The sequence below is a fragment of the Pseudomonas sp. WS 5011 genome (genome assembly GCF_012985775.1).
Classification (GTDB): domain Bacteria; phylum Pseudomonadota; class Gammaproteobacteria; order Pseudomonadales; family Pseudomonadaceae; genus Aquipseudomonas; species Aquipseudomonas peli.
Genome location: NZ_JAAQXA010000008.1, coordinates 156,109 through 169,281 on the forward strand (window position 1 = coordinate 156,109; position 13,173 = coordinate 169,281).

General features: G+C 56.7%; 10 protein-coding genes. 1 reads left to right on the forward strand and 9 read right to left on the reverse strand.

Going from position 1 to position 13,173, the window contains the following annotated elements:
- Positions 1 to 25: 25 nt before the first annotated feature.
- The 8 genes from HBN63_RS11220 to msbA all read right to left on the reverse strand — a co-directional run bounded on the left by HBN63_RS11220 (position 26) and on the right by msbA (position 10,891).
- Positions 26 to 1,234 (reverse strand): acyl-CoA dehydrogenase family protein, encoded by a 1,209-nt coding sequence (locus tag HBN63_RS11220; protein WP_170049468.1) that lies wholly within the window; start codon positions 1,232 to 1,234, stop codon positions 26 to 28.
- Positions 1,235 to 1,246: 12 nt separating this feature from the next.
- On the reverse strand, positions 1,247 to 2,530 hold the full coding sequence (locus HBN63_RS11225) for an acyl-CoA dehydrogenase family protein (protein WP_170049469.1): 1,284 nt from the start codon (positions 2,528 to 2,530) through the stop codon (positions 1,247 to 1,249).
- 97 nt (positions 2,531 to 2,627) lie between these two features.
- A complete protein-coding gene (locus tag HBN63_RS22140; protein WP_345940479.1) occupies positions 2,628 to 4,568 on the reverse strand; it encodes an acyltransferase family protein in 1,941 nt (646 codons plus the stop codon).
- A gap of 52 nt (positions 4,569 to 4,620) precedes the next feature.
- A complete protein-coding gene (locus HBN63_RS11235) occupies positions 4,621 to 5,268 on the reverse strand; it encodes an acyltransferase (protein ID WP_170049470.1) in 648 nt (215 codons plus the stop codon).
- 3 nt (positions 5,269 to 5,271) lie between these two features.
- A complete protein-coding gene (hldE, locus tag HBN63_RS11240) occupies positions 5,272 to 6,696 on the reverse strand; it encodes a bifunctional D-glycero-beta-D-manno-heptose-7-phosphate kinase/D-glycero-beta-D-manno-heptose 1-phosphate adenylyltransferase HldE (RefSeq protein ID WP_170049471.1) in 1,425 nt (474 codons plus the stop codon).
- 63 nt (positions 6,697 to 6,759) lie between these two features.
- Positions 6,760 to 8,163 (reverse strand): PIG-L family deacetylase, encoded by a 1,404-nt coding sequence (locus HBN63_RS11245; RefSeq protein ID WP_170049472.1) that lies wholly within the window; start codon positions 8,161 to 8,163, stop codon positions 6,760 to 6,762.
- 2 nt (positions 8,164 to 8,165) lie between these two features.
- Complete coding sequence (locus HBN63_RS11250; protein WP_170049473.1) at positions 8,166 to 9,062, reverse strand: GNAT family N-acetyltransferase; 897 nt, start codon at positions 9,060 to 9,062, stop codon at positions 8,166 to 8,168.
- Positions 9,062 to 10,891, reverse strand: a complete 1,830-nt coding sequence (gene msbA / locus HBN63_RS11255; RefSeq protein ID WP_170049474.1) for a lipid A export permease/ATP-binding protein MsbA — start codon at positions 10,889 to 10,891, stop codon at positions 9,062 to 9,064. Before msbA ends, HBN63_RS11250 begins: the two co-directional genes overlap by 1 nt.
- 103 nt (positions 10,892 to 10,994) lie before the next feature.
- On the opposite strand from msbA, the gene HBN63_RS11260 reads away from it, so the two are divergent.
- Positions 10,995 to 11,624, forward strand: a complete 630-nt coding sequence (locus HBN63_RS11260; protein WP_170049475.1) for a phosphotransferase — start codon at positions 10,995 to 10,997, stop codon at positions 11,622 to 11,624.
- A 59-nt stretch (positions 11,625 to 11,683) separates the two neighbouring features.
- Here the strand turns inward: HBN63_RS11260 and HBN63_RS11265 are convergent, their stop codons facing one another.
- Positions 11,684 to 13,144 carry a hypothetical protein gene (locus HBN63_RS11265; RefSeq protein WP_345940480.1) on the reverse strand — a complete coding sequence of 487 codons (1,461 nt, stop codon included), beginning with the start codon at positions 13,142 to 13,144 and terminating at the stop codon, positions 11,684 to 11,686.
- Positions 13,145 to 13,173 lie beyond the last annotated feature (29 nt).

Here is a 13,173-nt window from a genome sequence, read left to right on the forward strand (position 1 = left end):
GGATTCGCCCAGCCCACGTGAACAGCTACTTCAATTCGCTGGAGCTCTTGCCCAGCAATCGCCTCGCGACGATCAGCAACTGGATCTGCTGGGTGCCTTCAAAGATGTCGAGAATCTTCGAGTCGCGCGCCCACTTCTCCAGCAGCTCGTCCTCGCCGTAGCCCAACGCGCCGGCCAGTTCGACACACTTCAGCGTCACCTCGTTGGCCACTCGCCCAGCCTTAGCCTTGGCGATGGAGGCCTCCTTGGAGTTGGGCAGTTTGTTGTCGGCCATCCAGGCGGCTTTCATCGTCAGCAGGCGCGCGGCTTCCCATTCAGCTTCCAGGCGATAGAGCGTCGCTTCGGCATGGCTGACGCTGAGCAACGGCGTGCGGTAATCAAGCTTGCAGACTTTCTTCAGCAGTTCGCGGGTGCGGTCCAGCGAGGCCTTGGCCACGCCTACCGCCATCCCAGCGACCAGCGGGCGGGTGTTGTCGAAGGTTTCCATTACCCCGGCAAAGCCCTTCTGGACGTCGATTTCCGGGTTACCGAGCAAGTTGGCCGCCGGCACGCGGCAATCGCTGAAGCTGATCGCGGCGGTGTCCGAGGCCTTGATGCCGAGCTTCTTTTCCAGCCGCGTCACGGTCATGCCCGGCGTGCCGTGCTCCACCACAAAGGACTTGATCGCCGCACGGCCGAGGCTTTTGTCCAGGGTGGCCCACACCACCACGGCGTCGGCACGCTCGCCAGAGGTGACATAGATCTTCTCGCCGTTGAGCACGTAGTGATCACCATCCTTGATCGCCGTGGTGCGGATCGCCGCCGAGTCCGACCCGCAGCCCGGCTCGGTAATCGCCATGGCTGCCCAGGTGCCGCCGAAGCGCGCTAGTTGTTCATCATTGGCCACTGCAGCAATCGCCGCATTACCCAGCCCCTGACGCGGCATGGCCAGCAGCAGGCCGACATCGCCCCAGCACAGCTCCATCACCCCAAGCAGGGCCGAAAGATTGCCGCCATTCTTGATGCCTTCCTGCTGCTCGCGGGCCGCACCGCGCTTGCTCGCCGAGGTGGCGCCGATGGCGTCCGGCGAGCCGGCGTTCATGCCATCAAGCAGGGCTGCGAGCAGGTCCAGCTCCTTGGGATAGGCATGCTCGGCCTTGTCGTATTTGCGTGAAATCGGCCGGAAATAGTTTTCCGCCACCTGATGGGCCTGATTAACCAGGCCACGAAATTTCTTTGGGGTTTCTAAGTTCATGGTGATGTGCCCTTATAGCTGGAGACCGCCGGCCATAATCGCCAGCGCACGCAAGTCGCGGTACCAGCGCTCGGCTGGATGTTCTTTGGTAAAGCCGTGGCCGCCGAGCAACTGCACGGCGTCGGTGCCGATCTTCATGGCCTTTTCGCTGCACAGCAGGCGCGCCAGATAGGCTTCACGCTGGAACGGCAAACCCTGCTCGGCGCGCGAGCACGCGCGCCAGACCATCAGGCGCATGGCGTCTAGTTCCACGGCCATATCGGCGACCATAAAGGCCACGCCCTGGCGATGGCTGATCGGCTCGCCGAAGGCCACGCGCTCGTTGCAATACGGCACCACATAATCCAGCGCCGCCTGCGCAGTGCCCACGGCCAATGCGCACCAGGCCAGCCCGGCGTAATCGAGAAAACTCTGGTAATTGAACGACTCAGCGGCCAGTCGCGCCTCAACCGGCACCTTGACCCCATTGAGCCGCACGCGCGCCGTACTGCCGGCCTTCAGCCCCATGGCCGGCTGCGGACTACGTTGCAGACCTTTGGCACCGACTTCGACGATAAACAGCGCAGGGCCGTCCGCCGCCTGCGCCGCGACAATCAGGTGACTGGCGCCCAGGCCGCGCAGCACCAAGCTCTTCTCACCGCTGAGTACGTAATGCTTACCGCGCTTACGTGCCCGAGTCGCCAACTTGTGCGGGTCAAACAACGGCGTCGGTTCATTGACCGCAATGGCCATCACCGGCGCAGGCTCCTCACCGACAAAGGCCGGCAGCCAGCGCGCCTGCTGCGCCGCACTACCCCAGCGGCGAATGCAGTTGGCCGCTGACAAGGGCACCAGCAATGCAGCCGCCAAGGATAAATCGCCCTTGCCCAACGCTTCGGCAATCAGCGCATTACTCAGTGTGGTGCGCTCGCCGGCCATGCCGCCCTGCGCCTCACTCACCGCGTAATGCGTCAACCCCAGCTCATGCGCCTGGTTGAGCAACGCCGCAGGCAGCGCCGCCTGTTCATCGGCATCGTGGGCGAGCGGGCGCAGCACTTCACTGGCGAAGGCTTCGAGCATCTCCACCAGCATCTGCTGCTCATCAGACAGGGACAGATCGAACAAGGCATCCGGGTCAGCCGGGCGCGGCAACTTGGCGACTTTGCCCGCACGCTGCGCAGCGGCGCGAAAGCTCGCCCGGCTGCCGGTGTAGATCAGTTTTTCGAAGGGTTTGCGCAGCTTCAAACGGTCCGGCCAGTCAGCCTGGGCGACTCGATTCAGCACTGCCAGGGCACGGCCCTGTACGTCGGAACTCATGGCATCTCACTCCATACGGGGGATGCCACGGATCATGCGCGCGGTCGAGGCAAGCGCCTATGACCGCGCCGACGCGCTTGACTGGCAAAGCAGCCAGTCAGTGCTGCTGGAAAATCTCTCTGAACATTGGCACCAGGAGGCGATTACCAAATTCACTGAGATGATCAGGATCTCGGTACAGCGGCCGGCCACCCTGTGCACTGCGGCAAAGCCCATCCGAGCACAATGCAGGCAAGGGATCTAACAACCGAGCACCACATTTCTCAGCAGCCTCGTCCTGCAAGGCCCAGACAAATGCATGGCGCTTTTTATATTCGGCGATAGACAAACTAACCTCACGCTCCTGGCCAAGCATCATTGCACGCCCCATACGAGTCGGAACATCGACTGCCATTTCAGGGGTAGGACGAACAATATAAAACGGATGGTGCTCAGCCAAGCGACATGCAGTTTCCAGATAGCGCTCACGGAACTGATCCAGGAAGGCATCAGTAAACTGATCTGACGCTTCACCGAAGTGGAACGTAGGTTTATCGCCAGTCGTTAGACCTCCCCGAATGTACTCGGATGTACGCCCGACCATTACGATCGGAACACCTGCCGGGTAGCTAGAGTACTCCTTCTCCAAATCTTGGTTGAGTTTCTCGCAATACGGCTTGTCATTCGCAGTGCGCATGCCAAAAGCCACCAAACAGCCACTACCACCGCGAAATAAAATGCCGCCTTGATGCTCTGGCAATGCCGCCTGCAATGCCGTGACCACCGCATCAGCATGGCTATCACCAATCAAAACCGCACGAACAGGCTCCTCACCATAAATGCAGGATTTTTCTGGATCCAAACACTCTTTCAAACGAGGATTGTAATTGTCGCGCTCAGCCTCGATCACGGCCACTGCGTCAGGCAGGCGGTCAGGAATACCGCTACGACGGACCTGCTGAGCAACGGTGGCAGTCAGCGCCAGCACTACGATCAATACGATTCCAGCACGCCCAGCAGACAACAGGCTTAAACGACGTCGAGCAGGAACCTCTACGAGACTGTACGAGAGATGCCCCAGCAACAATGAGGCGATAATCGCTACGGCAACCCAAAGGGGATCGCTAAGTTTTTCCAGATAAGCCAACGCTACCACTAACGGCCAGTGCCAGAGGTAAATTGAATAAGAACGGGTACCAAGCCACTGCGCCGGGATATTAGCGGTCCACAGTGATTGACCGCGTGCAGCCAACAACACCAGAGCCGCGCCGATTACTGGAAGAATAGTCCAACCACCCGGCCACACACTGTTCTTATCGAGTAATGCGATGGTCGCAATGATCAGGCCAAAGCCCACAAGCTCAAGCAGCTTTTGCACCATGCTGGGCCACGCCCGCTGCCCCAACATAAATACCAGAGCACCCGCCAGCATCTCCCAAGCACGTGTTTGAATCAGGTAAAACGCTTCACTGGGTGCAACTGCAGTGCGCCATATGCACAAACCTAACGAAAGGACAAAAAGCAAACCGAGCAAAATTGTAGCGGCACGGCGTCCAGGTAAAAGCTTGTTCACCAACATCAAAGCCAACGGTAGAAGCAAGTAGAACTGCCACTCTACTGACAGCGACCACGTGTGCAGAAGCCACTTCTCCTGAGAGGCAACATCAAAGTAACCTGATTCATCGAAGTATCGTAAGTTTGAACTAAACGTCAGGCTTTCTCGTGCATGTTTGCCCAGCTGCTTATATTCCTCCGGCATCAGGAAGAACCAGCCAAAAATCAGGACGACCACACAAAGTACAACCAGCGCGGGGAAGATACGACGCGCACGTGCAAGATAAAAACGCCAAATAGAAAAATCATTGCGTTCAATGCCGCCAATGATGATCCCGCACATCAGATAACCGGAGATGACGAAGAACACGTCCACTCCAGCAAAACCGCCACTGATGCCAGTAACGCCAAAGTGATAAAGCACTACTGCCATCACCGCCCAGGCGCGCAGTCCATTGATATCCTGCCGAAACTCCTGCGCTACTGCGCCTGCGGCTGCACTCACCTTGTTTCTCCCCCATGCATCAAAAACGTCACAAGACGCGTTTCTCTTTTAGTTATATGAGCTGACGGTCCCAGCGAACACCTCTCTTTACAATCTTTGCTGGCACACCAGCAATCACACAATTACCCTCATCGAAAGCTTTAGAAACGAGTGAGCATGCTCCCACAACCGTTTCTTGGTGAAGTACCGTCCCTTTGAGAATCTGTACATCACGCCCAATCCAAACCCGATCCGCGATAAATACATCACGCGAAGGGTTGATACGTTTGCCGCTTTCTACATCGATGATCGAATGCTTATCGCCAGTACGGATAAGGATGTCCGTGGAAAGCATGCAGTCATTACCAATGTCGATGCTCGCGGCTTCGTCAATCAGCAGATAAGCGCCTTCCACAGTGGTATCAACACCGATGCAGATATGCTGACCAGATGTATGGCGAAGATAAATTTTCCCTGAGCTAAAACGCGTGCGAGCACCAATTTCGACGAGGTTATTCTCTCCATCAATACGAATTTCGCAGTGACTGATTTCCACCCCATCTCCGATAATTAATCGGTTATTGCGGCCACCCAGCTTGATGGTAACTTTCTTCATCAAATATTCAGCACTTTGGGGAAGCTCGATAAAGTTACCGGCTTTGATCTTACGTCGATTTTTATAGGCCAAATTGCGCAGTAATAGATACAGCCGATCAAACATACCTCAGTCCTTCTGACGGATCTTTTCAACAATCGCGGTGGTAGAGCTGTTCTCTACCAGCCCCAGTACCCGTACTTCGCCGCCATAGGCCCGCACCATATCGCCGCCCACCACGCCCTCAATACCGTAATCACCGCCCTTGACCAACACATCCGGCTTGACCGCGCGCAGTAGGCTTTCCGGGGTGTCTTCGCTGAAGCTCACCACCCAATCCACCGCGCCCAGCCCCGCCAGCACGGCCATGCGGCGGTCCACGGCGTTGATCGGCCGACCCGGCCCCTTCAGGCGGCTGACCGACGCGTCGTCATTCACCGCCAACACCAGACGATCACCTTGCGCGCGGGCCTGTTCCAGATAGGTGACATGCCCGGCATGCAGGATGTCGAAGCAGCCATTGGTGAAGACAATCTTCTCGCCATGGGCGCGAGCGTCTTCGATGGCCAGCAACAGCTGATCGAGGCTCAGCACACCGCGCTCGGAGCCGGCATCACGCTGGATTGCGCGGCGCAGCTCCGGCGCGCTAATCGCCGCAGTACCCAGCTTACCGACTACAATACCGGCAGCCAGATTGGCCAGCGCCACCGCATTCGGCAGTTCCTCGCCCGCTGCCAGACTGGCGGCCAGGATAGAAATCACCGTATCGCCCGCACCGGTCACATCGAACACTTCACGGGCACGCGCCGGCAGGTGCAGTGCCGGATGCTCTGGGCGTAGCAAGGTCATGCCATGCTCACCACGGGTCACCAGCAACGCGCCCAGTTCCAGTTCTGCCATCAGGGTCGCGCCCTTGGCCACCAGCTCGGCCTCATCACGGCAGTGGCCGACTATGGTTTCGAATTCGTGCAGGTTCGGCGTGATCAGGCTGGCGCCACGGTAGATGGAGAAGTCTTTACCCTTGGGATCAGCCAGCACGGCAATGCCTTTGCTACGCGCCAGTTGCACCAATGCCTGATGGTTCTGCAGCGCGCCTTTGCCGTAGTCCGAGAGAATCAGCACTTTGATGCCGTCCAGTTGCGCTTCGACGCTCGCAGCCAAGGCGGCGCAGTCTGTGCGGAACGGCTCTTCGAAGTCCATGCGCAGCAACTGCTGATGACGGCTCATCACGCGCAATTTGACGATAGTCGGCTGGTCTTTGATCGTCTGGAAGAAGGTCTTTACGCCAACCGCCTGTAGGCTGTTGCGCAGGCTTGCGGCGGCTTCATCCCCACCGGTCACGCCGATCAAGGTGGCCGGTGCGCCGAGGGCGGCGATGTTCAGCGCGACGTTGGCCGCGCCGCCCGGACGGTCTTCGATCTGCTCGACCTTGACCACAGGCACCGGCGCTTCCGGCGAAATCCGCGAAGTGCCGCCATGCCAATAACGATCGAGCATGACATCGCCCACCACCAGAACGGCGGCCTGGTCGAAACGCGGCATGGACACTTTCATAAACACTCCAGAAACGGCAGAACAGATTGCCGTGATCATAACATTGGCAGGCCACTGCGCTGGCTAACCGCCGAGCGTGCGCACCCAGAACAGTTCATGGCGGCGCACCGCCTTGCGGAAGAATTCGTCTGCACCGGTAGCGGGCCAGCGCCGCCCAACCAACACATGCTGAATCCAGCGGCGGATACGCCGTTTAAGCGGCAACGGGCCTTGTAAATCGTGCTGCATGGCCAGCGCCATGGCTTTATCCAGTTGTTGCGCGGCATCCAGGCAAGGGCTCCACAGCCCATCAGCCGGTAGCGCCTCAATGGCCGGCGGCAACGCGATGCCAAAACCCGCCGGCCCCATCGGCCAGCGGTCGTTATCGTGCAGGTGGTTGGCGTACAGCAGCAGCGTTTTCGGCTTCCAGCTACTAAGCTCAATCGCTTCTAACAGCGCTTGGGTGCTGGCAACATGGTCGCTGTGCGGGTCCAATTGCGGGTGCGGGGTGACGACAACCTCGGGCTGGTAGTGCTCAAGCGCAGCCACCAGATCAGCCAGCAGATTGCGCCAACTGGGCACACCATCGGCATCACCGGGCAGCGACAAAGCATTGTTCGCACGCACGCTACGAATATCCGTTTCGCCGGACTCCCGCGAACCAAACGCTTGCTCAGGCTGCGCCTGCATCGCCGGCAACTGCAGGCAGTAGTAGCCAAGCTGCAGGCACTGGCTTTGCGGCACACCGCCCCACAGCGGTACCGCCAGGCTGTCCCAGGCGCGCAAACGGCCCTTGAGCTGCGCAGCAGCCGCTTGCTCCAGCCCCAGTTTTTGGTAGGACTCAGCTTCAATTTCGCCCTGCGTGAGGGTCAGGATGCTGACCTCACGCGCCCGGCTGTATAGGCCAAACGCGGCCAGTTCGGCGTCGTAGGCGTGCGGCGCGACAATCATCAAACGCGGCTCGGCGTAGTCCGGATTGAGCTGCGCATGGAGCGTGACATGCGGATCCAGGCGGCAAAACCGGCCACGCAGCGACAACTTGCCCTGCGCCAATAATTCGCCCTGACCAGACAGATTCAGGTAGCGCCGCCCCTTCACGCCCCGCTCAAAGTCCTGACGGTCGTTGCCCATCAGCACATAAGGATCGAACCAACGACCCAGCCAACTGGCTTTTATGTGCACCTGCAGAACCAGGGTATCTGCCGCCACGTCACCTTCTAACCTCAAGTAACCGGCATCAATGCGACCATTAACGGTACGGGTCGGCTCGGCAAAGGCGTAGCTGTAGTCATCGCTGGGCGAATAGAACAGGTGATCGGCAAACCAAGCCTCATGGGCGACCCAGCCGAGCAATAGGAGGACCGGCACCCACCACCAGGCGACCAGTACGCCGACGAGCGCCAACCCAGCAAGGGCCAACAGCAACGCGATGCGCTTGTGCCGGCGATGGCGATGGCGCATGAGCAGGATCTGTTTACGAGCCGACATGATCAAACCTGATAAACCGCGACGCGGTTGCACCAGCGGTCTTTGTATTCGCGGTCAGCCCGGCCGAAGGAATAGCGCAACGGCTTGCCCAGCGCGCGAGCTTCACTCCAGGCGGTCTGCGTATTGATAAAGCTCAGCACGCTGCCAGGGCTGAACTCGCGATTTTGCGGATCAACCCCGCCGTTGATGTATTCCAGACTGACCCACTGCGGCGCCTCGACACGGTACAGCACTTGAATCGCCACTGGCTGGTCGTTCAGGTAAATCAGTGAGCCGGTCATAAAGTCGCGCATCAGGCTGAATACCTCGGCCAAACACGCCTTACCGGTGGCTTCAAAACCCCAGCGACGCTGAAACAGATCGGCATAAATCAGTGCCTGCTCGGCAGCGGAAAGCTCCAGCACCGACCGAATCACTCCGCCGGCCTCTTCCAGCAAACGCTGCTCGCGACGCTGGTTGTAGCGGAATTTCTTGCTGTATTCCTCAGGCTCGCGCGCAAAGGCTAGACCCTGGGGCTGCTCACGCAGGGTGCTGATCGCACCGGCATTGAGCATGGAGATGTAACGACCACGGTGGCGCAGCGAGACATTGGCTGAAGGCGCTGCCGGAAGAATCAATTCCGCATTACCGAGGTCGAACAGACCGCGTTTACCCTGCTGTTTGAGCACATCCTTGGACAACGCCAGATGCCGCCCCCAGGTCGGAATCGCCGCCTGCAACTCCCCGCCCGAAAACCAGCCCAAGTAGCGTACAGCAATCCCCGCCAGGTCAGACAACCGCTCCAGCACCTGCGGATGAGTGGCAACACTGCCACCGAAATGCTGCCAGGCTTCGGCATAAGCAGCCGCATCAATCGACGTCCAGCCACGCTCACGCCAGACACGCAGATGGTTAAGCATCAGGTGTTCGGCCCCACGCTAACATCATCAGCCTCAACAAAGTCCCGAGCATGCAACCGTGCATAGTAGCCATTCAGCGCCAGCAGCTCGCTGTGCGTACCACGCTCGACAATATGCCCCTGATCCATCACGAGAATAAGATCAGCCTTCTCGATAGTGCTTAGACGGTGAGCAATGACCAGGGTAGTACGCCCTTTCATGACCTCGTCCAGAGCACCCTGAATATGTCGTTCAGACTCAGTGTCGAGTGCAGACGTGGCCTCATCGAGGATCAACAGCGGCGAGTTTTTAAGCAATGCACGAGCAATAGCCAAACGCTGGCGCTGGCCGCCAGACAGCAACACACCATTTTCACCAACTAGCGTCTGGTAGCCGTCCGGCATACGAGAAATAAACTCGTCAGCATAAGCTGCCTCAGCGGCTCGCCGAATATCTGCCAACGGCGCGCCTGAAAGATCACCATATGCAATATTGTTGGCAATCGTATCGTTGAATAGTGTGACCTGCTGGGTAACCAATGCAATATGACGCCGCAGATTGCGCAGACGATAATCTTGCACATCAACGCCATCAAGAAGAACACGCCCTTCAACATGCGGGTAAAAACGTGGAATCAGGCCCGCCAATGTCGATTTACCGCTGCCGGAACGGCCGACCAGAGCAACCATCTGTCCAGACTCTACGCTGAAGCTGATATTGTCTAATACGTTCTGTTCACAGCCTGGGTAGCGGAAAGAAAGGTTGCTGACATCTAAGCGGCCCTCGACACGCTCACGCTCGATACTTCCTGTATCCACTTCAACCGGTTCATCAAGCTGTTCGAAAATACTTTCGGCACCCGCAACCCCTTTCTGAACAGTGGAACTCACTTCAGACAATTGGCGAATCGGCTTGGGTAACATACCTGCCAGGGTGATATACGCGATCAAATCACCTGCCGAAGCATCACCGCGCATCAACAAAACCAGAAACATCAAGACTGCCATGGCGGTAAATATGACCATTTGCAGCATTGGCGTATAAACCGCAGCAGTCTTCGTCATGCGCAGCTGCTTATCATTGTTGCTTAAGCTGGAATCAAGAAAACGCCTTTGCTCATAGGCCTCGCCACCAAAGCTGCGCACCACTCGATAGCCTTGAATAGTTTCAGAGGCCACATGGGTAACATCCCCCATGGCGACCTGAATTTTCTTGCTCTGTTTACGAAACTTACGGCTCGAACTGCTAACCATCAAGCCAATTACGGGTAATATGGCAACCATCACCAAGGTTAATTTCCAGTTCATCCACAACAACGTGGCAAATAAGAAAATTACGGTCATCCCCTCACGGATTACCACTTTGATGGCATCTGTGGCAGCACCAGTAACCATGGTAACGTTGAAGGTGATACGCGAAATCAAGTGCCCTGAGTTGTGCTTATCAAAATAGCTGTTTGGCAAGATCAACAGGTTATTGAACAAGGCCACCCGCAAATCATGCACCAAACCCAAAGAAACACGCGCTAAAAAGTAGTTACCCAAGAACGAACCAATGCCCTGCCAGATAGCGATTAGAACAATCAGCATTGGCACCGCTTGCAGTAAACGTAAATTTGCCAACCAAGGCACCTCAGACAACCAAGGCACCTCAGCAAACAAACTAGCATCGGGATTGGACAACCCATCTACGAAAAATTTCAGCATGTAGCCGAGCATCGGTTGGGTCGAAGAAAAGATAGCAAAGCCAACGATACTGATCATGAAGAGCCCGACATAGGGTTTCACGTAGCTCAGTAGGCGCAGATAAATCGCTAAACTGGAAGGAGGTTTTTGCGCAGCATCGCTCATGAAATGGCCCAAGCTTCAAAAGACTCGAATTGTAGCATGGCACCTCTGGCGACCGAGAAAGCACAGTCGGTTAAGATGGCCTCCCAACCACACGAGATGCTTTATGCAAACCCTTGCCCCCGAGCACTACCAACAGATGCGTGCAGGCGCTCAAGTTCTAGAGGCTGATAGCTTTGGCGACAAGGTTCTGCGCCTCAAAGATGGCAATTTCCTCAAGTTGTTTCGCCGCAAGCGATTACTTTCCTCGGCCCTGATTTGGCCATACGCACAGCGCTTTGCCGACAACGCGCAAAGCCTGCAGCAACTGGGAATTCCTTGCCCGCAGATCATTAGCGTGTATCGATTGCCCTGGCTCAAGCGTGATCTAGTTCACTATCGACCACTTCCTGGGCAGACACTGCGCCAACTGCGCGACAGCCAAGACATGCCATCGGATCTGCTTGAAAAGCTGGCCCAGTTCATTGCCCAACTTCACGCAAAGGGCATCTATTTCCGCTCGCTTCACCTAGGCAACGTGGTTCTTACACCGAGCGGCATACTGGGTCTAATCGACATCGCAGACCTCAAACAGCAGCGCAAGCCACTCAGTCCTGCCCAGCGATTGCGTAATTTCCGTCATATGCTGCGCGACAGCAAAGATCGCGAATGGCTACGCTCTAATGGCAACAAACGCTTCGCCAGCGCCTACCATGTAGCCAGCGGCCAATCATTCAACCTAAACGACCTAGAATAACCAACGTCCACACATGCAAACGGGCCTCGAAAGGCCCGTAATCAGTCACTCACAACGAATCAATTACCGATCACCAGCACTGCATCGTCCTTACGATTGGCAAAACGTGCCAGAACACGCAACTCATGTTGCTGCAGCCACGCCAACAACCAAGGCTCATCGCCATCGGCTTCGATCAACAAGTAGCGGAACGCGTCTGGGTCGGCCAGCGCCCGTTCCAGAGGTGGACTGATCGGATAGCCCCGCCCCGCATAGTAGGCAATTCGTGGGTCATCATAATAAATCGACGAATCGGACGCGACGTTCTGCGACAACCACTGGCCCGCCTCAATGTAGTGCGTTTTCTTCGCCCCAAGAGAAACAACGTTCGCCAGCATCACCAGCAATGCTACAACGACTAAACCTTTCACCAAGCGCGGATGACGCTGAGCGAAAAGGTAGAGCAACAACGCAACGTGGGGCACCACTAGCAAGTTCAGAAAGCTGCCATAACGAGAAATGGTGAACTGTTCCTGAATAAAGAACACCATCAGTACCAGCAGATAGAGCAGTGCCGCCCATGCGAATAAAGGAAAATGGCGTGCGGAAAGGAACAGTTGTTTCCAAGTAACGCGGTCTAACAACAGCAACGCGAACGGACCGAGCAAAGTACCGAATTTGATCAGTAACGTAGCAAGCATGCCAAAAAAGATAATCGTCCCAGCATCATCCCGCGAATACTTGTAGGTCATGCTGTCGCCGAGCTGTTCGGCAAAAACACTAAAGGACTGGAGCAGGTGTGAAGGGTTGAGCAAATTGGCGTAATAAACTAGGCGTGAGACCGGTAAAGCAAAGACTTCAACAAGCAGCAGCAGCCCCAAGCCAGCGATGCCAGCTAGCAAAACCAATAACGCATAAAGTTGCGCAGCCCGAGCACGCTTTTCCTTGCACAGCAAACTAGGCAACTGCCAAAGGGCGAGCGCCGGTAGCAATAACAACGCCTCTAGACGAAATAGGGCTGCGCACAAAATCGCCGGAAACAGGCTCAGCGCACGCCACCACCCGCCTGCCACCTGCCAACGCAGGGCAAACCAGAAGGTCAAGACGCTGAAAAACCAGAAACCGAATTCCCGCAGAATATCACCACGAAACTCATTGAACGCTGGCATCGCCAGTACGACCAGACTGGCCCACCAAGCGGCTGCCGGAACGCGACGGCGAACGTTATCGACCAACAACGCGCAAGTTCCAGCCATAAATACCGCGCACCACAGGTAGGCCGCCAACTCCAGCGGGACTCCCAGGTACTTATGCGTACCAGCGAGCAGCAAGATGAACCACGGCCAATTGAATTGCGCCTGTGCGACAGCAATACCATGCTCGCTCGTTTGTTGTGCTATATCGAGATAAAAAGCCGCGTCTTTACCAACGGTCACCACACCTGCAACAGCAATCAACGACAACACCAAGCTGCTGACGAATGTTACGAGCGCCGGCGATTTAACAATCCATCCTAGTAAGAAATTCTTGGCCTTTTGCACAGAAAAATCCTGCTAATTATTTCAAAGTT

Bases quoted from the DNA above. Each gene is read 5' to 3' on its own strand.
- msbA (WP_170049474.1), bottom strand. From the start codon at position 10,891: ATGAGCGATGCTGCGCAAAAACCTCCTTCCAGTTTAGCGATTTATCTG.
- HBN63_RS11235 (WP_170049470.1), bottom strand. From the start codon at position 5,268: ATGTTTGATCGGCTGTATCTATTACTGCGCAATTTGGCCTATAAAAAT.
- hldE (WP_170049471.1), bottom strand. From the start codon at position 6,696: ATGAAAGTGTCCATGCCGCGTTTCGACCAGGCCGCCGTTCTGGTGGTG.
- HBN63_RS11260 (WP_170049475.1), top strand. From the start codon at position 10,995: ATGCAAACCCTTGCCCCCGAGCACTACCAACAGATGCGTGCAGGCGCT.
- HBN63_RS11220 (WP_170049468.1), bottom strand. From the start codon at position 1,234: ATGAACTTAGAAACCCCAAAGAAATTTCGTGGCCTGGTTAATCAGGCC.
- HBN63_RS11245 (WP_170049472.1), bottom strand. From the start codon at position 8,163: ATGTCGGCTCGTAAACAGATCCTGCTCATGCGCCATCGCCATCGCCGG.
- HBN63_RS11225 (WP_170049469.1), bottom strand. From the start codon at position 2,530: ATGAGTTCCGACGTACAGGGCCGTGCCCTGGCAGTGCTGAATCGAGTC.
- HBN63_RS11250 (WP_170049473.1), bottom strand. From the start codon at position 9,062: ATGCTTAACCATCTGCGTGTCTGGCGTGAGCGTGGCTGGACGTCGATT.